Source organism: Bdellovibrionales bacterium, from assembly GCA_018266295.1.
GTDB lineage: Bacteria > Bdellovibrionota > Bdellovibrionia > Bdellovibrionales > Bdellovibrionaceae > JACMRP01.
The window spans coordinates 80783-102715 of the sequence record JAFEAQ010000004.1; the positions used below are offsets into that span (position 1 = coordinate 80783).

19 protein-coding genes are annotated in these 21933 nt (G+C 45.2%); 7 read left to right on the forward strand and 12 right to left on the reverse strand.

Annotated elements, in window-relative coordinates; all coding sequences use genetic code 11:
- The 7 genes from JSU04_00715 to JSU04_00745 all read right to left on the reverse strand — a co-directional run bounded on the left by JSU04_00715 (position 1) and on the right by JSU04_00745 (position 9778).
- Entirely contained in the window at positions 1-2385 is a 2385-nt protein-coding gene (locus JSU04_00715; protein ID MBS1968794.1) for a PQQ-binding-like beta-propeller repeat protein, read from the reverse strand.
- Positions 2357-3916, reverse strand: coding sequence for a hypothetical protein (locus tag JSU04_00720; protein MBS1968795.1), 1560 nt, complete (start codon positions 3914-3916; stop codon positions 2357-2359). Before JSU04_00720 ends, JSU04_00715 begins: the two co-directional genes overlap by 29 nt.
- Position 3917: 1 nt before the next feature.
- The gene (locus JSU04_00725) at positions 3918-4910 is read right to left on the reverse strand and encodes a prepilin-type N-terminal cleavage/methylation domain-containing protein (protein MBS1968796.1); all 993 of its coding nucleotides are present in this window, start codon (positions 4908-4910) and stop codon (positions 3918-3920) included.
- A 6-nt stretch (positions 4911-4916) separates the two neighbouring features.
- Positions 4917-5447: a hypothetical protein gene (locus tag JSU04_00730; protein MBS1968797.1), complete on the reverse strand. Its 531-nt coding sequence runs from the start codon at positions 5445-5447 to the stop codon at positions 4917-4919.
- Positions 5444-8140, reverse strand: coding sequence for a hypothetical protein (locus JSU04_00735; protein MBS1968798.1), 2697 nt, complete (start codon positions 8138-8140; stop codon positions 5444-5446). The genes JSU04_00730 and JSU04_00735 overlap by 4 nt, the downstream gene beginning before the upstream one ends.
- Positions 8141-8440: 300 nt before the next feature.
- Positions 8441-9073 (reverse strand): RDD family protein, encoded by a 633-nt coding sequence (locus JSU04_00740; protein ID MBS1968799.1) that lies wholly within the window; start codon positions 9071-9073, stop codon positions 8441-8443.
- Positions 9074-9112: 39 nt separating this feature from the next.
- A complete protein-coding gene (locus JSU04_00745) occupies positions 9113-9778 on the reverse strand; it encodes a Bd3614 family nucleic acid deaminase (protein ID MBS1968800.1) in 666 nt (221 codons plus the stop codon).
- 183 nt (positions 9779-9961) lie between these two features.
- On the opposite strand from JSU04_00745, the gene JSU04_00750 reads away from it, so the two are divergent.
- The 3 genes from JSU04_00750 to JSU04_00760 all read left to right on the forward strand — a co-directional run bounded on the left by JSU04_00750 (position 9962) and on the right by JSU04_00760 (position 12891).
- On the forward strand, positions 9962-10888 hold the full coding sequence (locus JSU04_00750; GenBank protein MBS1968801.1) for a class I SAM-dependent methyltransferase: 927 nt from the start codon (positions 9962-9964) through the stop codon (positions 10886-10888).
- Positions 10889-10895: 7 nt separating this feature from the next.
- Positions 10896-12176, forward strand: coding sequence for a polyamine aminopropyltransferase (gene speE, locus JSU04_00755; GenBank protein ID MBS1968802.1), 1281 nt, complete (start codon positions 10896-10898; stop codon positions 12174-12176).
- 94 nt (positions 12177-12270) lie between these two features.
- The gene (locus tag JSU04_00760; GenBank protein ID MBS1968803.1) at positions 12271-12891 is read left to right on the forward strand and encodes a superoxide dismutase; all 621 of its coding nucleotides are present in this window, start codon (positions 12271-12273) and stop codon (positions 12889-12891) included.
- Between the two features lie 80 nt (positions 12892-12971).
- Here JSU04_00760 and JSU04_00765 read toward each other — a convergent pair whose 3' ends face one another.
- Entirely contained in the window at positions 12972-13562 is a 591-nt protein-coding gene (locus tag JSU04_00765) for a hypothetical protein (protein MBS1968804.1), read from the reverse strand.
- Positions 13563-13648: 86 nt separating this feature from the next.
- On the opposite strand from JSU04_00765, the gene JSU04_00770 reads away from it, so the two are divergent.
- Together JSU04_00770 and JSU04_00775 are read left to right on the forward strand one after the other, a co-directional pair.
- Entirely contained in the window at positions 13649-13972 is a 324-nt protein-coding gene (locus tag JSU04_00770) for a cupredoxin domain-containing protein (protein ID MBS1968805.1), read from the forward strand.
- Positions 13973-13987: 15 nt separating this feature from the next.
- Complete coding sequence (locus JSU04_00775) at positions 13988-14842, forward strand: FTR1 family protein (GenBank protein MBS1968806.1); 855 nt, start codon at positions 13988-13990, stop codon at positions 14840-14842.
- A gap of 29 nt (positions 14843-14871) precedes the next feature.
- On the opposite strand, the gene JSU04_00780 is transcribed toward JSU04_00775, so the two are convergent.
- Positions 14872-15237, reverse strand: coding sequence for an HPF/RaiA family ribosome-associated protein (locus JSU04_00780; GenBank protein MBS1968807.1), 366 nt, complete (start codon positions 15235-15237; stop codon positions 14872-14874).
- Positions 15238-15329: 92 nt separating this feature from the next.
- On the opposite strand from JSU04_00780, the gene JSU04_00785 reads away from it, so the two are divergent.
- Positions 15330-16253, forward strand: coding sequence for a LysR family transcriptional regulator (locus tag JSU04_00785; protein MBS1968808.1), 924 nt, complete (start codon positions 15330-15332; stop codon positions 16251-16253).
- On the opposite strand, the gene JSU04_00790 is transcribed toward JSU04_00785, so the two are convergent.
- The gene (locus JSU04_00790) at positions 16250-17449 is read right to left on the reverse strand and encodes a M20/M25/M40 family metallo-hydrolase (protein ID MBS1968809.1); all 1200 of its coding nucleotides are present in this window, start codon (positions 17447-17449) and stop codon (positions 16250-16252) included. The two genes, JSU04_00785 and JSU04_00790, sit on opposite strands and share 4 nt — an antisense overlap.
- Before the next feature lie 38 nt (positions 17450-17487).
- Complete coding sequence (locus tag JSU04_00795) at positions 17488-19086, reverse strand: FAD-dependent monooxygenase (GenBank protein ID MBS1968810.1); 1599 nt, start codon at positions 19084-19086, stop codon at positions 17488-17490.
- An 89-nt stretch (positions 19087-19175) separates the two neighbouring features.
- Here JSU04_00795 and JSU04_00800 point away from each other — a divergent pair, with 89 nt between their 5' ends.
- Positions 19176-20402 (forward strand): NADP-dependent isocitrate dehydrogenase, encoded by a 1227-nt coding sequence (locus tag JSU04_00800; protein MBS1968811.1) that lies wholly within the window; start codon positions 19176-19178, stop codon positions 20400-20402.
- Between the two features lie 30 nt (positions 20403-20432).
- On the opposite strand, the gene JSU04_00805 is transcribed toward JSU04_00800, so the two are convergent.
- Entirely contained in the window at positions 20433-21662 is a 1230-nt protein-coding gene (locus JSU04_00805) for a GAF domain-containing protein (protein MBS1968812.1), read from the reverse strand.
- Positions 21663-21933: the final 271 nt, after the last annotated feature.

The following is a 21933-nucleotide window of genomic DNA, read 5'->3' on the forward strand; positions in this document are numbered from 1 at the left end:
TTATTTCCATTGAACAAGTCCCCCTGAAGTATCTAACGAATAAGTCATTTCCCCATTTTCGAACCAAGGGACAGAGCTTAGGCGATCACCAAGATTAATTCGTCGTAAAATATCGCCTTTTTTTGAATTGAAAATGCAAAGCTCCCGCTCAAAGCAGCCGGCAACCAGCTCTTCCTCAGGCTTAACTCCATCTTTAACTAATAACACAGGACTGGAGAAAAAAACTCCGCTCCCCTGATGCCGCCACATTTCTCTCCCGTTAGAAAAATTAAATGCAACAGTTCTGCCTGAAGATGTACTAATATACACAGCATCTTCTTTCTTAGACCACGTAGGAGAGCTTTGACAGGATCCCTCTAACGGGGAATTCCACAAAAGGTCTCCAGTTGAGGCCTTTAGCTTATAAATATTTTTGTCCCATGAACAAAAAGTAACTGAATCTCCAACAACCATGGGTGTTCCTTTAACGGCAAGACCCGTTGCATATTTCCAAACGATTTTTCCAGTTAAAGAGTCTATGGCATTTATATATCCATTATTGCTTCCTACAAAAATCAAACTTCCATCTTCCGATAAAGCCGGAGAAGAATGCGCCTGCTCTCCTAACATCGAACTTTTCCACAGCATTTTTCCCGTCTTCGCATCAATCTTCGTCACAAATCCATCTGGAGGAGAGAATGTCTCTACAGAAACAAAAATAGCGCCATTACTATAGAGTGGCGAAGAACCGATTGTTTGTCCCAATGGCAAAAGCCAATTTGGTTTTCCATTGCCCTTATTTGCGGAGTACAAAATTCCATCATAGTCACCCCAAAATACTGATTCGCCGACTATCATGGCAGTTCCATGGACTCCTCGGTTAGCTGACATTACCCAGCGCCAAACTTCACGGCCTGTCAAATCCATTGCCGAAAAGAATCCTTGGTCAGACCCGGCATAGATCATTTTACCGTCAGATATCGGTGAGCTCTTACTAGCGCTATGACGAGAGTCATTCCAATTTGGTTTTCTCCAAATCGGCCTACTCATCGGGTGAATAAGTTCTTTTGTCTCTACAACACCCGTCCTTTGTGGATTTTCACGATACATTGCCGGGGAATTATTAGGATCTAATTTTGATTCTTGATATTTCCAAGGCGAAATCTCTACTTCACTTTCAACGCTCTTCTTAATCCAAGAATTTGCCCAAAACGGATTAAAATGAGGTTCTTTCTTACAAACATCATTTATATCAACGATGGGTTGGAAATTTTGTTCACTACTCAATCTTGACTGCATGTGAATATCCACTACAGCAAAATCGTTATTCTTCTGGTAGTCCTCGCACAAGCGCCGCGCGAATTCTAGATACACATAGGGCTCGCAGCGTATACGCGTACCAAAACTCTCAAGATTCAACTGCATCTGAACATAATGTCCCATGCCTCGGTCGACCACAAAGGTGTGCCGGCAAACCGCCCGCGCATCAAACATATTGAGTGAGACAAGTCGACCTTCGCCAGTAAGAGCTGACTTTCCAGGTAAAATGAGTGGATAAATCTGCGCTAAAATGAAAAGCAACGAGAGAGTTCGGTGAGGCTTGTAACGCCATACACTTATAATGCTTGGCATGTCCGCGTGTTCTTTAGACATCAAAATGAAGATACTCAAAATGCAAAACATCACTGCAGGATAAAAAAGCCCCACGATTTGTATCGAGTAAATATGAAAGACAAAAAACTGAAATAGCGCAAATTTCTGCCAAAAACGGTGACGGCTTAACAATAGAGAGGAAAAACCTAGCTCCAAAACAATAACATAGATAGTAGCCATTTGAATTGGTATCCATTTCAAAGGGCCAATATCGCCATATAACGCACTTCCCGAAATCCACTCACTATTTAATTTTAGCAGACCAGCACCTAAATAGATTAGGACAATTGAAATAGGAATCAGCTGTATCTTTCTTGGAACTAAGAGAAATAAGAGAATAAAAATAAAATGTATATAGTGAAAATTACCCATCAGACGGTAATCTTGGACATAGATGAAAATTTTAAAAAGCAGTACAAAATAAGAGTAGGAGTACGCTAGAGAAATAGATTTGCGTAGCCAAAGGACCGAGCCAATAGCGCCTATAATAAAATAAAAGACAAGAATCCAACGCCAAAGAATCGGATTACCAAATCGATAGCTCTCACAAAATTGTAAAAAAGGCTGGCAAACTCCCGGAGTCGCCTTGCTAATGTAATTATAGACTTCACCAACAAAGAACCAGTAAGAAAAAGTAAAAAAATGAATAAGCGATAGAAGAAATCCGTATTTTCGCAAAACTGGCGAATTTTGGATTTCCTCTCTATTTTCTTGGAAAAAGAGTTTACCTTTTGCTAGCAAACCAAACGTCAATCACTTCACCCTTAGTTCTTTTGCCATTTCTGACCATATTGAAAGATGACCGTTCTCTTAATTCCGCACGATTGCCAATTCCCATAGCAGCGCTTTTTTCATAGCGTAGAGAAATTGATTCCACGCCAGCCTCTTTTAGAGAGACTAAATCTTTTTTAAGCGTCTTACCTGTACCCGTAGAATCACGCCATAATTTCAATTTCGGATATATTGAGTCTTTGGCATCGATAACCCCATCACCATTTTCATCAAATGCTGCTAGCATCTCGAAACCATTCATTGAGCTATCTTCACTTCCGAACATCTCCGTAACGTCATTAATAATTCCGTCACCGTTTCTATCAAGAACCAAGAATGCAGCATTCAGCTCTGGTTCTGGCCAATAGGTTTGATCTGCGTAGCTGCTCATTTTAAAATTCACATAACGATTAAATTGCGGCTCTTGATGATCAAAGAACAACATGAGGGGGGAGAAAAATCCTCCGCAGAAATCAACCTGTCCCGGGAAAGAGGCATTGATATTTAAAACTCTCATATCACTAGACCAGGTCGCTTCCCAATTCGCAGAAAGAGGTCCGTCCTTACCCATAAATCTCTGAACATCACTTGGTGTATTTGTGTAGTTATGAGGGTTAGGAATCGGATTAACAATACTTTCTTGTGTCTTAATTTGTTCCCACCAAGCAAATCGAGGCTGTCCCCAGCCGGCGTCGGTGTTCGCATCCGGACCTTGCAGTAAAGGAACTGCTACAGCAACAGGTGCCCCTTGGTCATTTATAGTTCCGCCACCGCCATCACCGCCGCCATCACCTCCATCACCACCCGCGTATGATTTTTCAGTAGCCCCCCAAGATATCCATTTTAGAGGAGTCATGAATGACGATAATGCCGTTTGTATTTTCCAAGGTTTAATTTTTTGCTCTTCTTCGAGCTTAACCAGTTTTACTTGCCCCACGACGCTGTAAACATCCTGAATAATTTGAACTTCACTAATAAGCGATGAAAAATCAGCATTAGTATAAGAGGTGCCGTTGAACGAAAGCCCCGTGGTTAAATTCGGCGGAGCATTGAAAATAATAGTATTTCCGTAAGCGCTTGTTATAGACGGTTGTCGATTTGCGGGCTCATACGGCCAATCTCGACTATCAGGCGATTTATCCACATAGAACATCCCACCATTTACGATTGCTAAAGGTGCCGGAGAAGGGACCATTGTACTATAATTTGTGTTCATAACCATCCATCCTGGGAAGACTACTGAAAAAGTCCCACCAGATCTGAAGGCCATGCTGAACTTTACGCTGCTTGCAGGAGAAACTGGATTCGCGACACTTCGCAAGTTCGTTCCAAAACAAGAAACATTCATTCTCACCTGAAAGCCAACGGAGGCATCTGCAAAAGAACTCGCTTGATCTGTAAAAATCATTGTATCGGTCGCTCTTCCAGCCTGACTTGGTCGGACCAGGACCTGAGCTCCATAAACCGGAACTGACGCTGCCAATAAAATGCTCAAGAATATTCTTTTATTCATTTTATTTCCCCAAGCGCTGTTGCGCAGTTTGCGGCGTTACATCAATTGTTATTGTAGGGTCACTGATATTAGGGCGAGCAAAAACCACTTGGATAATTCGGTCTGCAATAAGCACAGGAGTACTATAGGCTGCGCCATTCCAGGTACTATAATATAGATCTCCAGCGTCATTACCATAATTCATCACTGTGTTTGGCTTTAACTCATAACGAATGAGTCGAACTGAGCGAGCTAAAATTGGCGGAATCCCGCCACCTGCGGGTGGTATGGTCTTCAAGTAATTGTCGAAATCTGTAATTGCTATCGCATTATTCTGTGCATTTCTAAAAGAAACCAGTCCGCCAAAATCCTCAGTACTACAGCTAGAACCAGGAACATTCGTACATCTCAAAAAATAGCTAGTAGAATTTGGAGTTACAGTTGTTGCAGCCCCGACATTCCTCATTGTAGAGGGAATGTATACTTCCAATACCTGCGTCGCCTTTACTAAAAAATTCGGATTCAACGCATTGATAAAATTTCTGAATTTATCCCAATTCAAAGGAATATTCGAAGATGAGCCTAGAGAAATATTATAGAATTTCGTTGGGTCTAAAAAAATGACTTCTGGATAACCATTCTGAACTTGAGCTGTCGTACTTTCGCTCAAAAGGGCTGTGAAAACAGTTTTTCCACCAGTAAGATTCATGGTTAATTTGCGAGTCAGCCCCAGGCTACTAGATGTTGCAGCCAAATCACGATTCAAATCGAAAAACTTTTGATTGGTATCGTCTAGCATCGGTAAATTATTGAATGAAGGAGCCGCATTTTTTAAATGCATCCACATGTAGCGCTCAGCTAATGACTGTGTTGTTTGAGAATCTGCTTTAACACGGATTCTATTTTCCATAACTCGCATGTATTGCATCACGTCCATAAACGCGAGCAAGACCATACCTCCCAAGGCAATGGCTATACAAAGCTCCGTTAAAGAAAACCCTCTGTTATTTTTCATAACTACCTAGTTCGTGTTAATTAAAAAGTAGTAGTAGTTGTCCTGCAAATCGAGATCTTTAGGATCTTTTTTTAAATGGACAACACGTATTGTTCCTTCAAACATCCCAGAAAGACTCTGTGACGGTAAAATGGTATATGTAATTAGACCGTCACAAAATGAATCCGTTGGTAAATCAGTTCCATTGAGCGTAGCCGTCGCCGCCGGATTAGTTGGATCGCACTTAGGCGGGTTACCGGCATTTCCCATATACATAATAGTCCCGCTATATCCGTAAGGAAAACTTGCCAAGAAACTCTGGCTATTACCTGCATTAATATTAAAGTTTTTCTGATAAACTGCAGGCTCGCCTTTGATGGTCTCAATTAATTGGGAAACAACCTGATACTCAGAGCTAGTTCGCACTGTTTTACTATCAGTTTTAAACAGCTGAACACTTCCATCGACAATCATATAAAATACCAGCACGAGAAGTGCCATTGCCAACAAGTTCTCAATTACTGTCTGACCATGGTTGTTTTTTATGAGATGTCTCATTGCAACTCACTCGTCCTACTGATTTCATTCAGTATGTAATTTATGGGATGCTTTTGGCATTGAACCATGGTGTTACCAGCAACCACGCCGCAATCAGGGTTCACTGCGGTCCATGTGAACGGATTCGCTTTATCTCTTAAAGAAACCACACTGCATTTACGGAAAGAGTCATACTGAGTATTGGAAAGAGTCGGCCACCAAATCGGGAAAGGCAAAGGTGTCGTGCATGGGCTACCATCTTTATTTCGCAAAACCCCTTGGGCTGCTAAATCACTTGAAGCTTGCGGATGATAAATGCTCCTAAAAGTGATTCCATTTGAAATGGCACTGGGATCAATAAACGCTTTATTAACGATGAAGGTTCCAATCATCAACAATGGTTGCGTTCTAGCTTGAATAATCAATTGATCACAAGTCAAAAAGCCCGATGCGACCGTAGTAGTGCTAGGCACTATACATTGATTGACAATCGAATTTACAGAAAAAGTCCCATTCACCAAGGTTACAGGAGTTCCTGGATTAACTGGAATGCTATTATAAGCCCCATCAGGACTTGTTGGCATTGGGTTAGGAGCGAAATGCCACGAGTGCCGTGTCGTCGTCACAAAAGGGCTATTCCATCCAATCGACTTAAACGCAATACCATTCGACCCGCCAGAGTTAGAAAGACAACTATCCACTAAAGACTGATAATCCTGGCCTTCGTCTGGCAAAACAGGAAACGGAATATCCGTAGGAGCATAAACCAAAGGCGCCGTTGGAATTGGCGTCGGTGCCGGGTTTGGAGCTGCAGGAGGCGGGGCCGGAGGAGGTGGGGGATAGCCCGCTGGGACATTTGCAGCAGGTGGCTGCAACCTATCATAAATTGCTGAAGCGGTCGGCATCGGATTACCAGACGCATCTACTCTGACAAGAGTTCCCGCAGAACTTGTCGAGCCGCCTTGAAGTTGAAAGTGCAACCAACCTTCCATTGAGTGACCAATTCTCAAGGAGTCAAACGAAGTATCACCCGGATAACGACGATCACGTCCCGCAAACACTCCAAGGTCGAAAGCCTTCATATAGAGCGAAAAATTTTGCACTGTTTCGGGAGGATATTTTGCTAAGGGGGCTCGTACACGCAACTCAAAGAGCTGCATCTGCATCGCACGCGTGGTATCTCCACCATAGTACACAGGCAGCATTTCAATTTCTATTCTACCACCGTATGAACCTGACGGTTGTTTAATAGTCACCCGTGCATTTGGCCGGAGAGTAAACTCTTCTGTGATGTTATTAGGGCCACCGATATAAGCTGGGCCTCCTAACGACCCTCCACCCGCAGGACCCGAGTCGTAGCGGAAGTACATAGTTGCCTGACCATTCAATCTACTACCACTTGTTGTTCCGGTAATGATGTCAGTCAGGAATGCTCGTCCACCGGAACCATATGGAAAATACGGCCGCAATTCTTGATGAACAAATAAGTTTCCTTGAGTAAGCCCAACGTAATATCGCAACTCATTCGCTTGAAGTGGTGGCAATGGCTTGATGACCAAATCTGACTGATTGGTGTATCTTAATTTGTAAAAAACATTATTAACCCCAATGCAACGATCTGAGCCTACCATCGCATTTATTGGAGGAGCTGTCGCATTATATCCGGCAAGAACATCTAATCCTTGATCACGAATACCATCAACATCGACTCCTTTTTTAAATCCACCAAAGTTCGGAAGCACAGAATAGAGATAGCTCGACATATTCCCATCATTTGGTGCTGAAAAAGGGGAACCTCCTCGCATCAGACGGCCGCCGGTATTGCCGTTAGACCCACCTAAAATCACACGATTGGTAAAATTAACACTGGTATAGTTGGCAACTGGGTTAGGGATATGAATATCCCCATTTACAAAAACCGGACTTTCGAAAGTAATTCCGGCGCCACCAGTTCCGGTTGGAATCCCAATATCACCGTTCGATCCACCAAGTCCTGGAACTGTTCCATTTAAATACAAGTCACGAGGCACGATTAAAGAAAAGTAGTTAAGCTCACGCGGAGTCACCATCACACGACTGGTTGCTGTAATTGAAGAAAGGTTTCTAAAGATCACACTGCCGGACATCAATGTAACTTTGATATCTAAGAAAACTTCACGTCCACGACGAGGAATATTTGAGTCATTAACTCTTTTAACTGTAATCCCGATTTGAGAGACTGCCTTACCGGTCTTATCAAGATTCTTAACAATGTTGAGCAAAGGATGACCAGTAACGATCTCACTGACATTAACAATGGTATTAATTTGCTCTGATACGATACCCGCAGAAGTGAATGAAGGATCACCCGCGTTCAAGTCACGAAGAGCGGTAATGGCACTTGTATCCAGCGTTAAGCGCTCAAGACTCATTGGATTTTTAATATTGCAATTGGAATCGCGGGTCCAACTGGAGGTCATGCACCAGCGATTCTTGATTGCATAGTTGGTGTAATCAATCACACCATCCATGACCGCTGAATAAGAAACCATATTACGATTAATGAGTGTTTGCTGTTTGGAGATCAGAACCAATTCAATCAAAGAAAAAAACAAGGCGGCCGCGACGGGGGCGGCGATCATGACGAGGAGGAGTACGGAGCCTTTGTTGTTCCGGCCGAGACCGAACCAACGACGGCGAGTCGCTTTCATCTTAGGGCTGTTTACTCTGGACACGTGAGCCTTCCCCAGCAGCGCCCCAAAAACTACCACGAGAGTTACAGTCGCTTGAATTACTTCAGAAATATACGGGCCGCTGATTTTTCAATACGTTCTTCAACACACCCTTAATTATATTGTAAGCAGACACAAATGTGTCAAATCGCTCCCAGTATTTCCCAACTTGAGATGGACCTAGTGCTAGTGTTCACAAAAAAACAAAGCGAAACGAAGAACATTTCCACAATGTTGTCTCTCTCAAGGTCTATAAACTATGGAAGATACTGATTTTTTTCGAACAGTACGGCAGTGGCGTTTCTAAAGCTTGCGCAACAGCTCTTCACGCTTCTGATTGTATTCTGCCTCTGTGAGGATGCCTTTTTGAAACAGCTCATAAAGCCCTGCCAGGTCCGCCGCTGCTGGAGCGGGTTTGGAGTCTGGTCCAGAAGTTGGAGCGCCCGCAGATCCACCACCAGAGCGGTTTTCGGGGACTTTATCAGTCATACCAAGCACCGCCAAAACTTGGTGATACCATGCTTGGAAAAAATTAACGTTCTTCACATCGCCGCGAACCACGAGGGTTTCCGCAGCCAAATCATGCAACGTCTGCTTTTTCTCTGTGAAAAGCATCATCAAAAAACCAAAACACAAAAGCAAACCACTCACAATGCGAACCAAATAACGAATGAAAGCTTTTTTGAAAGTAATGCGTTCGCCATTCATATTTACAACACGCATGTCGAGCAAAGCTTTGCCGGGAGTTGCTTGCAATTCTGAAGCTTCAAAAAACGGAGTGTACAAAAGCGCCAGCAAAATATCCAAACCCACGGAGTACAAACCGATCACTTTGAAAAGCAAGCCCAAGATGGCGATAAAAAAACCATCGATGATGATGGCGCCGAAGCGTCTCCAGAAACCTGCGTACTCAGTCGTTGCGATTGCGTAATTCATAAGTTCTCCTCAAATGCGAACCTATTTAAATCAAAATTCCTAAAGAGAGTCCAGACGAATCCATGTTGCCACGGAATCCAACACAGTATTCTGGGAGGACTTGTCATCCTCGAGGTAATAAATCTCCAGTGCGGCCGGATTTTCACACCAATCGTGAATCATGCCCGCACACATCTTGCACGGTTTTCGCGTAGTGTAGAGCTTGGCCCCTGCCGGCAACTTCAAACCTTTTTCGCGATAATATCGCTGCACCATATTTACTTCAGCGTGCAGAGTTTTATTCTTTGAATTCGAGTTTAAGCCGTAAGCGAGGATTTCCCCAGTGCTATCCACAAGCAAGCAAGCAATGTCGCGATCGTAATCATGCAAAATCTCGCCGCGAGCATTAAGTGCAGCAATCTTTTGCACCCACGCCAGTTTGGACTCCTGCTCGAGCGCCTTGATCTTCTCAAGCGGCATTTGGTTCTCAGCACTCAAAAACCGAACAGAGGCCAAAAGCGCGTCGTCACCGACCAAAACCTTCGCAAACGGAACAGGCACGCCATGATCCACGGCCACCACATCACCTTGCACCCGCTTCGCCACCACTTTGATCATCCCGTGGCACATCGCCGTTACGGGTGCCGTCGTAAAAATGCGGTTTCGCAGGATAAAAAACGAGTGATCGATATGATGGTCAAACAAGCCCTGCAGGAGTTTCACCACTGCGGAAGATGGCGCCGAAACAGCTTTTGGAAAGTAGGAATAGTACAAAACGCCCTTGTGGCTCACAAAAGCGAGCTCGAAACCCGAGCGCGCAAGCTCAAAAGCGATTTGCTGTACTAAAACTTCTTCAGACATGGGAACTAGCACTACCATATCCCCCGCTTCTTGTCTAAAACATGGCCCATGGACATGATCAAAAACCGCCTCGATAAAAACCACCGCAAACTCAAAGCCTGGGCAAACCGCCACCACATCGAGGCCTACCGCCTGTATGATCGCGATATTCCTGAGTATCCCTACATCGTCGATATCTACAAAGACCACTTCGTGGTTTACGATAAAACCGATTCGGTCGTCGACGCCGGTAAGAACTTCCTGCCGCATGTTCTTGAAGCCATCAAAGCCCTGTTTAAAACTCCTGAGGAGAAAATCGTCGTCAAGCGCCGCGCCCGCCAAGAAGGTCTCCAGCAGTACGAAAAGCTCGATCGCCGTGAAGAAACCTTCTCTGTCCGTGAAAGCCAAGCCCAGCTGTACGTGAACCTCTACGACTACCTCGATACCGGTCTTTTTTTGGATCACCGCCCAATGCGCCAGGTGGTTTTTAAAACCGCTCGCGATAAAGATTTCTTGAATCTGTTCTGTTACACGGGCGCCGTCAGCGTCTTTGCCGCTCTGGGAGGCGCTCGCAGCACCACCAGCGTCGATATGTCACAGACTTACCTCAGCTGGGCTCAGGAGAACTTCCAGCTCAATCAGATTCCCATGGAACATCATGAATTCGTAAACATGAACGCTTTAGAGTTTTTGCACAAAATGCAGGGTCAACAACGTTTTGATGTGATCTTCCTGGATCCTCCGACTTTCTCAAACTCCAAAAAGATGGAGGAGGCTTTTGAGGTCGAAAAAGACCAGGATTTCCTCGTAGAAAAGGCCATGAGCATGCTCCGCCCAGAGGGAGTTTTGTATTTTTCCAACAATAAAAGAAAATTTAAATTGTCAGAAAATATCCAGCAAAAATACCAAATCAAAGACATCACGCGAGAGTCTATTCCGCAGGATTTTCATGATCAGAAAATCCATCATTGCTTTGAAATAAAACATAAATTATAAGCCACCTATGAAATCATTAGGCCGCCATATTTTAGTTGAGTTCAGCAACTGTAACGCTCAAGTTTTGAACGACGCCCAAATCGTCGAAGAAGCTATGATTAATGCCGCAAAAATCGCGGGGGCGACAGTGATCAATTCCACGTTTCACCACTTTTCTCCGTGGGGTATTTCCGGAGTGGTTGTGATCCAGGAAAGCCATTTGGCGATCCACACATGGCCTGAATACAAATACGCAGCCGTCGACCTCTTTACTTGTGGCGAAAGCGTCGATCCATGGGTTTGCTTCGAGCACTTGAAGCAGATCTTCCAAGCCAACTACTCTGCAATGGAACTCAACCGTGGTTCTTTGCACTTGATCAAGAAATCTGAATTCGTTCCTCAGGCAACTCGTCACGAGCCAAGCCCGATCCACGATCCGCAAGTTGAACGCAGCGTTTGGTTCACGGACAAAGACGAGAACCAGGCTCTTTCACTCCGCTACAACGGCGAAGTTCTGTTCAACGAAGTTTCTCCATTCCAGCAAGTGCGTGTTTTCAAAACTCACGCTTATGGCAAGATGCTTGCGATCAATAACATGATCATGTGCACGGAGCGCGATGAATATCACTATCACGAAATGATCACTCACCCGATCATGCAAATGCATGGCAATGCGAAGAACGTTCTTGTGATCGGTGGTGGCGACGGCGGAACAATCCGCGAACTCTTCAAGTATGACGTTGAAAAAGTAACGATGGTTGAAATTGATGACGCAGTTATCCGCGCATCGAAACAGCATCTGCCAACAGTCGCGTCTGAGTTCAACAACCCGAAATTGAATCTCATTGTCGGTGACGGCATCCAGTTCGTGAAGGACGCTGCTCCAAATAGTTTTGATGTGATCATCGTGGACGGTTCTGACCCTGTGGGTCCAGCTAAGGGCCTTTTCACTGCAGAATTCTATGGCAATTGCCGTAACGCGCTTAAAGAAGGCGGTGCTTTGATCACTCAGGGCGAATCACCGATGTTCCATGAGGACACTTTCATGGAACTCAATAAGTGCTTAAAAGGCATCTTCGGCAAAGAGCAAACGCACACAATGCTCTTCCATGCGACAACTTACCCTTCTGGCATGTGGAGTCTTCAAATGGGTGTTAAAGGACACACTCACCCTGTGAAGAACTTCAACGCCGATAGAGCGCGTCAGTTCGCCTCTGCTAAAAAGCTGAAGTACTACAATCACGAATTGCATACAGCAGCATTTAGCCTCCCTACCTTCGTCAGAAATATGTTGGGAGAGAGCGTTTAAATTGGACCTCGAAAGGGGTCCTGGCTATAGTGTCTTCTTGGAAATCAATTGAGAAATAGTTAACTCAATTTTATCTCACTTCAAGGAGACACCTATGTTTAAACTACCTACACTTCCTTACGCTAAAACTGCCCTCGCCCCTTTCTTGTCTGAAGAGCAAATGACTTATCACTACGATAAGCATCACAAAGCTTACATCGACAACTTGAACAAATTCATGGAAACAGACGCTTCTCTCAAAGGTAAATCTTTGGAAGAAATCGTTTTGTCTTCAACTGGCGGCGTATTCAACAATGCAGCTCAGGCGTACAACCACACGTTCTTCTGGTTCAATATGCAACCAAACTCAACGATGAAGCCTTCTGCAACTTTGATGGCGGCGATCACTCGTGACTTCGGTGGCATGGATCAACTCAAAGAAAAGTTTGTTGATGGCGGCGTAAAAACTTTCGGTTCTGGCTGGATCTGGTTGTGCGCTGACAACTCTGGCAAATTGAGCCTTGTTTCTACTTCAAACGCTCAAGTGCCGTTTACAAACAACGGCCCACGTCCATTGATGGTGGCTGACGTTTGGGAACACGCATACTACATTGATTACAGAAACTTGCGCGCGAAATTCCTTGAGACATTCTGGAATAACGTTAACTGGGACTTCGTATCTCAAAACTTTGACTCTCAAAAAGTTCGCGAATTAACGACTTCTATGAAGGCGTAATTTTGCTATACTGATCCCACGCTGATGAAAAGGCGGACGAGAACCCTCACCACCCAGGTGGGGGTTTCTTCTTTCTGGGGCTAAGATTTAGCGACCCATTTCTTTCTAAAATTCTTGCGATCTACGGGCCACGTCACCCAAGGTGTCTTTACCGACGAAGCCAGTTTCAAATTCTCAACCACAACATTAAGATCATCCAAACACCAAAAGTCTTTGGCATGAACGTTCTTTGACTTCAGGGCGAGCTCCCCCGCTAGCGAGTAAGCCATCCCAGTCATCGGTGGGATCAAGAAGCCCATCGTTGAAAACACGCCCTGCAGACGTGACAGCACCGCTTTACCGCCCACCGAGTGCATTAGCACGCAAACTCCCAGAGGCTTACCGAGAATCTCAGGGCGGGCCTCTAAATCCGTCGCGTCTTCGAGGAATTTTTGGAGAGGGCTTCCCCATGAATCCCAGTAAGTTCCCGTCATACACAGAACAGCATCGGCCTGAGCGATTTTTTTAGCAAGGCCCGGTCCGAAGGAGGTCTTTACCAGATTGACAGTCTGAAAGCGGATTCCCTTGTGATTTCGCTTCAGCTGACGAATCAAAAGGCCGCAGTTACCAGCCTCACCATGAATGCTTCCGTTCAGTATCAAAATGTCCATTGCTAGGCTCCCGGCAGAGATGAAAAACAAGTGATAATCGCTCTCGATTAATTTGCCTGTTTTTCGATCTTATGTGAAAGCATAGAGGACTTTTAAAGGAGCAATCAATGAAATTAGCAATGGTCGCCGGCGTTCTTGTTCTTAACCTCACTTCTTCTGCTTTTGCGGCTCGTGAAATCGTGCTTGTTGCGAAAGACGGTAAATTTGAACCGGACACTATTGAAATCGCCGTCGACGAGAAAGTGGAACTCCTCGTGAAAAACGAAGGCAGCGACGCTGAAGAATTCGAAAGCGTGGAGCTTCACCGTGAAAAAGTCATTCCTCCTGGAAAATCTGCAAAAATTAAAATCGGCCCATTGAAAGCCGGTACTTACACTTTCTTCGGCGAATTCCATCCTGAAACTGCAAAAGGAAAAATCATCGTTAAATAACGAGGGAGATCTGCCATGGCTCAATTTCTGAATTCTTACTTGGTTGTCTGGCGCGAAAGTTTTGAAGCTGTTTTAGTGATCTTCTTACTCTATACGGGCCTTTCCCGCCAGGGAGCTTGGGCGCGCTCTCGTAATTTCATCCTGAGTGGTCTTGGGGCCGGCCTAGTTTTGAGCGTGGGCTTTGGCTACGCGATGATCAACTTTGATTCGATCTTTGATTCTGACCACGCTCAGCTGGTCCAGGGTTTGTTTCCCCTCCTCGCAGCCGGCTTGATGTTGCACATGGTGGTGTGGATGGCGAAGCACTCGGCCGAAGTCACGGGTGAAATCCGTAAAGCCGTGCATTCTCACAATACGAAGACGCTCACATGGGGCTTACTGGCACTAGTGGCTTACACGATCACACGTGAGGGCTTTGAAACCGTGGTGTACCTCTATGGTCTTTCAATGTCCCAAGGAGCAAATACTTCTTATGGTCTGATTAGTCTCGCATGCCTTCTTGGCGTCGCCAGTTCTGTGGGCTTGATGTTCGGCATTCACAAAACAACGCGCTTTGTGGGTATTAAGAACTTCTTCCGCGTCACAAACTTGTTCTTACTCGGGGCTGCAGCTTCCATGCTGGTGAGCGGGATTAACAAAATGATCGAGCTTGAATACATTCCATCGGGTTTAAATCCGATCTGGAATAGCAGCGCGGTTCTCGGTTCTGACAGCTTTATTGGAAAATTGGCGACTCAGCTCGTGGGATATACACCGATGCCTTCTTTGACGCTCGTATTGGCTTATGGCGCCTTCTGGGCCGCAGCCGCATTTTTGCTGCTCTACAAAAGAGAACAGGGAGCCACAACAGCTCCCCGTTCAGCAGGGTAGAATAAATAACACTTATTATAAAAATTTACTCACGCGACTAGATCACGTAGTTCGCGTATGTGCTCATGTCGGCGATGTTGTGCTTTTTTAGCAGAACGTCGACTCAAAACAGTCTTGAGGGCCGCTGAGGCCTCACTCACAGCGGTGTAAACATCCTCTGCATGTTTTGAGATTTTGATGGGTTGTTTGGATCTTGTTGGTTTTAAGATAATTTCGCAGTGGAACGAAGGCTTTCTAGTCTGACTGCGATGACGGTCTAATTCAATCCGGACCGTAGCTGTTGTATTTGGTTGATATTTCAGGAAGTTTTCAATACTGGCCCCAACTTTTTCCTCTAAATAAGTCTCAAGGGCTTCGGATCGGTCTAAGTCTCGGAAGAGTGTCTGTATTCTCATAACGTTCTCCTATCTTGTTCCTAAGATAAGTATCGTTGATTTGAGACATTAGATAAAATATATAATAACTAACTTATAGTTAGGATTTATCTATGTTTAATTACAATCATCTCTACTACTTCTATGTGACGGCTCGCTTAGGAGGCGTCAGCAACGCTTCAAAACACCTCGCGATCAGCCAGCCTTCCCTCAGCGCGCAAATTAAGACCTTTGAACACAGCATTGACCGCAAACTCTTCGAGAAAAACGGACGAAAAATGCAGCTCACCCGAGATGGCGAACAAGTCTACACCTACTGTCGGCAGATGTTTGAGATCGCTGATCATCTTGCAAACCATTTAAAAAGCCCCGAACAGATTGAAAAACGCCGTATTCACATCGGCGTAACCGATCATGTCGAACGACCCTTCGTCGCCGATTTGCTAGGAGACATCCTCCAACAAGGCAAGGATCATATTAACTGTATTCTCAATGTCAGCTCCGCAAGCGAGCTTGAACTTTTGATGAAACTGAGATCTCAAAAGATTGATCTCTTTCTGACGAACAATCCCTTGCAGAATGAAAACCTGCACGAAGTGGTATCCGTACGTATGCCGGTCGCTTTGGTAGTCTCAAAAGACCTTCTTCGGAAGAGCGGTTATCGCAAAACTCCGACGCTCAGCGAACTTTTTAAAAATGACAAAGTTGGCTTACTCCTCCCAGCACCAGATCTACGTCTTCGTCAGGAAGCTGACATTTTTCTAAGGCAGAAAAACCTCGATAAACCGATTCTGATGGAAAGTGATATCCTTTCCGTTGTCGCACGCGCAGTGGTGGATAGCGGTGGCTGCGCGTTTCTGCCGATTCCATATATTGCCAATGAACTCAAGATGGGATTGGTGAAGATCATCGGCCCATCAGAGGGTCTCTGGAAACATAGCCTCAGCCTGATCTCAAGAAAGCAGATCAAGTATGATCCACTTTTTGAAGAGATTAAGAATAATCTGCTGGCACTCAATCGGCCGGTAAAAATCTAGTACGGCTGCCGAGCAGCGCTGTTACCAAGATCCATCGCCATAACGAGCGCGATCTTGGTAAACATCGCCGAGTGCGCAAAGTTCAGTTTCTGATTAAGAGTGTCTTGGCTGCTATGAATATTCGGATTCATCGTACGCATGGTTGCTTCAAACGGCATCAGTGTCGCATAAGAATTCCGATACCATGAAGCATGATCACTGCATCCATAGCCGCATTTATCTTCGACAATGTTTGCCTTGATATAAGTGTCATTCATCGCGCGCAGATAATCGCGCATCCACGCACTGGTGAAGTCCGTCATGCTCCCCAAAGTAAACGGCGCTGTCCCTGGATAAAGAGTCATATCAAGTTGAAGAACCGCCACGACATCTTTCTTTTGAGTTTTGTACTGAGCTGCGATTTCAGAAGAGCCGATCAAACCGGATTCTTCGCCGGCGTACCAGAAAAATTCCAATGTTCTTTGTGGCTGGGGCTGGGCTAAAAGAATTCGGAGGGTCTCTAAGAGATTGGCCGAACCTGACGCGTTATCATCAGCACCCGGCGCATTTCCTCCGCCCCATTGGTTATTAATCGAATCAAAGTGCGCACCAAAAACGATGATTTCATTCGGGCGGCCTTTTCCCGAAATAGTGAGGTGAATCGATTTTTGCTTTGTTCCGCGATGATCAATGAGCTCGATCGACACTGGATACCCGGTGAATGCCGTCATCTGCTGGAGGCGATCTTTAAACGCAGTCACCGGATCATTCGCTTTAGCATCGCGCGAAGCTCGGGTCGGATAGCTTGAAAGCCACTCAACGGTTGCGCGAAGATTCTGTTCACTGACTTGCTGAAGAGCCGATTCAATCTGCGGATCCGCAGTCATCTGCAAAGCCCGCATAGGAGCGCGATCGTAATCTTCGTTCTTTGCCTGGAGACTCTTGAGTGTTGTCAACAACTGTTCAGGAGATTGAACTTGCAACTCAGGCAGCACTTCAAAGCCGGCGCATTTACCAAAGAGATGTGAGTTATCGATCAGCCTGTCTTCCATTTCTGAAGTCACGTAAGCATAGGCAACGTGGCTCGTGGGTTCTTCTGCAATGATGGGTATTTTCAAAGCGCGTAGAAAAGAAGTTTCCGCCAAAATAGGGCGCGCAGCCCAGCTGGCACTGCTAACAAAAAGGACCATCCCGATCACCAAGAGCTTATTCATCATTCATTCCTTTGAATGTGTGTCAGTGTGAAATAAGCGTACTATATGAAACTTTCAAAAGGAAAGGCTTCTTTTCTATCGGGATGGTTTTCCACTCGTGATCCCTTTTCGAAATAGAAGCGATTTAAGTATTTCAGCAAGTGATTGATATCAAGCGCATCTCCGCAATAGCAGACGTAACCATCCGGGCGAACAAGGATCAGACCATCTCTGTAAATACCGAATGACTGCAGAATCGTATGCAAGTCTGGTCGTTTATCCAGAGTATGAAACTTCACCCGGCTTTCAAAAAATTTTTCCAGCACATCCATGGCGTGCTGTTGCGCTTCTTGTCCGCCCACCAGAAACGCGTGGAACATTCCATTCTGACAACCTGACTGGCAAAAACGATCCCCGGCGCGAAGCGCTCCCGCCGTTGAGAAGCATTGCTGTGTGAGCGAGCTTGCGCGATATTGAATGCCGATTTGGGAAACTAATTTGAAAACAAAGGAACGAAAAAATTCAAATTTAGATACCAAGTGCAAAACATGCGGCATTAAATGCAATCGTACCCAGCGGATATAGGGCCTTTGATTGGTTACAAAAGAAAAAACCCGATCAGTGCCATGAATCAGCTTCCGGGCAATCGGATGGCGTTCCTCATGATAGGTTTCCAAAATTTTTGGATGAGCTTTTGCAGAGAGAACATATGAAAGTTTCCAGGCAAGATTAAAAGCATCTTGAATTCCAGTATTCATGCCCTGCCCGCCCGCGGGACTATGAACATGGGCCGCATCGCCGGCAAAGAAACACCTCTGTTCTTTAAAGCGATTTACACAGCGATGATGAAGTTTGTAACTCGAGAACCAGCGTGGGTCGGAAATTTTTATCGGTAACTCCGATTGCAAACTAATTTCACGGGCAATGAGTTCGTATATTCCCTCTTCGCTCTTAGGTAAATCATCCATCAACAGGCCAATGGCTCTGAACCGATCCTCACCATACATCGGAAAAAATCCCGCAAAACCCCTGTCCGAAAGACACAGCGAAACATGCCGGCGCGAAACCGGCCCCTGCACCTGGATATCAGCAAGAAGGAAGCGGTTCTCATAAGTTCCGCCCTCGAACGGCAGTTGCAGAAAAGTCCGTACTGAGCTTCGCGCCCCGTCCGCAGCGACCAAGTACTTTGCGCGGACGGTCTCCATCCGTTCGCCGCCGGCCACATAGGCCTCGACAAATTCGGGGTGCTGAACAAGCTCAACCAGTTCTCGCTGCCACTCTACCTTTTTTTCGAAACTCTCTAACTTATCCAAAAGCAGTTTTTCCGTCCGATCCTGCGCTAGAATTAATACGTAAGGGTATTTCGTAAGCCCCTGGCCATATTCCCGAAGATCAATGCTGACACGGGGCTTTCCCTCGACAATCAAATCCAGCCCTTCTGCGGGATGTCCTTGCTCTAGGGCTTTTTCAGCAAGATCAAGTTGTTCAAAGAGTTCCAAAGTCCTCGCTTGAACGGCAAGAGCCTTAGAACGATCGGTGATGCCTTTGTTTTTCTCAATGATTCTGAATTTGATTCCGAATTGCGCCAGGAGACATGCCATAGTCAGGCCCGTGGGACCCGCCCCGACGATAAGAACATCAACATCGGTTGGATGTGTCATAGAAGGCTCCCGAAGCAATTGAATATCGACATTCAAAAGTGGACCACTTATAGTGGGTCCAAAACAATCACTATGAATGGAAGATTTGTATGCAAAAAATTAAAGTCACCAATCCTGTAGTAGAGCTTGATGGCGACGAAATGACTCGCGTCATCTGGTCTTTTATTAAAAACAAACTCATCACTCCGTACCTCGATATGGATATCAAGTATTACGATTTGGGTATGGAACATCGTGATGCTACCAATGACGAAGTAACTGTGGCTGCTGCTGAAGCAATCAAAAAGTACAACGTTGGTATCAAATGCGCGACGATCACTCCTGACGAAGCTCGCGTCAAAGAATTCAACTTGAAACAGATGTGGAAATCACCAAACGGGACCATCAGAAATATTTTAGATGGCACAGTTTTCCGTGAGCCAATCGTGTGCGAAAACATTCCTCGCTTGGTTCCTAACTGGACTGCTCCAATCTGCATCGGCCGTCACGCGTTTGGCGATCAATATCGCGCAACTGATTTCGTTACTAAAGGCAAAGGCAAACTCACGATCACTTTCGAACCAGAAGGTGGCGAAAAGATCTCTCACGAAGTTTACAACTTCAAAGGCGATGGCGTTGCTTTGGCAATGTACAACACCGATGAATCTATTCGTGGTTTTGCTCGTTCTTGCTTCAATATGGCTTTGACAAAAAAATGGCCTTTGTACTTCTCTTCTAAGAACACCATCTTGAAGAAGTACGACGGTCGCTTCAAAGATATTTTCCAAGAGCTCTATGACAAAGAATTCAAAGAAACATTCGCAAAAGCTGGGATCACTTACGAACATCGTCTTATCGACGATATGGTTGCATCTGCACTGAAATGGAACGGCAACTTCGTATGGGCTTGTAAGAACTATGATGGCGACGTTCAGTCAGACACAGTTGCTCAAGGTTTCGGTTCACTCGGCTTGATGACGTCTGTTTTGATCACTCCAGATGGCAAGACAATGGAGTCTGAAGCAGCTCACGGCACTGTGACTCGCCACTTCCGCGCACATCAACAAGGTAAACCGACTTCTACCAACCCAATCGCTTCGATCTTTGCTTGGACTCGTGGTCTTGAGCATCGTGGTAACTTGGATGGTAACAAAGCCTTGGTTAACTTTGCTCAGACTTTGGAAAAAGTTTGTGTCGACACAGTTCAATCCGGCAAAATGACTAAAGACCTCGCGGTTTGCATCTACGGCGACAAAGTAACTCAAGATCAGTACATGAATACTGAGCCCTTCTTAGAGTTGTTGGATAGCAACTTAAGAAAAGCACTTACGAAATAATTCAATAAACTCCTAGCGGTCTTCGGGCTGCTAGGAGTCTTTTCGAAGTCCCTTCTGTTTTTTCGGTAACGTCAGCACAAAACATGTATTTTTAGAAATCGGATCTAGCTCTAAGCTACCGCCATGTTCTTCAGCAATCGCTTTGGAAATACTCAAACCTAAGCCCGTCCCCTGATGCATTTCCTTTGTGGTAAAGAATGGCTGCATGATTTTGTCTTGCAGATTTTCCGGAATACCCTGGCCGCTATCCGCGATGCGAATGACCCACAAATCGCCCTCATCAAAAACTGCAATATCCACCCACTTCTGAGGTAAATCACGAACGGCATCAAACGAATTACTGAGAAGATTAATGATAATTTGCTCGATCTGAACAGAACGGCATTCTATCAAAGCCCCGGCGGGTGGTAAGTTCTGACGGACTTCAATTCCATGATAGATGAACTTTTCACGATTCAGTGAGTTCGCATTAATAATCGATGTAGTTAAATCCACCGTTTCATACGGATCATTAAAACCATCACGCGAAAGAGCTTTCAGCCCACGGACGATTTTATCAATTCTATGCACAGTCTTTTCAATACTTTCCAAATACTGATTGGCTTTTGGCAAACGTCCTTCAGGAATGTGACTGAGTATTCTGCGCAAGAGTCCGACATTGCCATTGATAATCGTTAAAGGATTATTAATCTCGTGGGCAATCGAAGCCGCCATTTCACCGAGTGACGCGAGCTTTGTCTTATGAATAAGCTTTGCCTGCTGATCGTGAAATTGTGATTGGCTTTTACGAAGCTCCATCAGCGCCACCACCTGACGAGCAAGAGCTGTCAAGGCCTGCATCTGCTCTGAGGTCATGAGCCTCGGCTCAAGATCAATCACGCAGAGTGCCCCAAGCCCAACACCTTCCGGAGAAATCAACGGGACTCCCGCATAGAAGCGAATGAAAGGAGGCCCCTTCATAAGTTCCATATCCCGAAAACGCGGGTCATTCATGGTATCAGGAACAATCATTGGCTGGCGATCTTGCGCTACGCATGCGCAAATCGACGTATCCAATGAAGTTTGTTGAAGTGAAGTTCCCCGATGAGATTTGAACCATTGACGGTCTTTATCAATGAAGCTCACTAAAGAAATAGGAGTGCGACAGATCGTCGACGCCAGATAAGTGATATCATCGTAAGCCTGTTCAGATTCTGAATCGAGGATGTTATATTCTTTTAAAACACGCAGTCTGAGTTGTTCGTCAGTGTTGAATTCCAAATGTTGCAGCCTTCTAGTTGTGTTCGAATAAGTCTATAAACAAAGTTAGTCTACGGGTACAATATTCTTGTCCTCATCATCCATAGGTCTAGCAATTCCGGTCTTTCAGAGGTATTTTGCAAACATGATTGAGTTCTTCGAAATATTCCTCCGATGCATACTTGGAATACAGCTCACATTTTGGGGCCTAAATGGCTTCTTCCACTGGAAGCCAATTCCACCGTCCTCAAAGGCGATCGATAACTTTACTGCCGCTTGTGTTGAAAGTCGT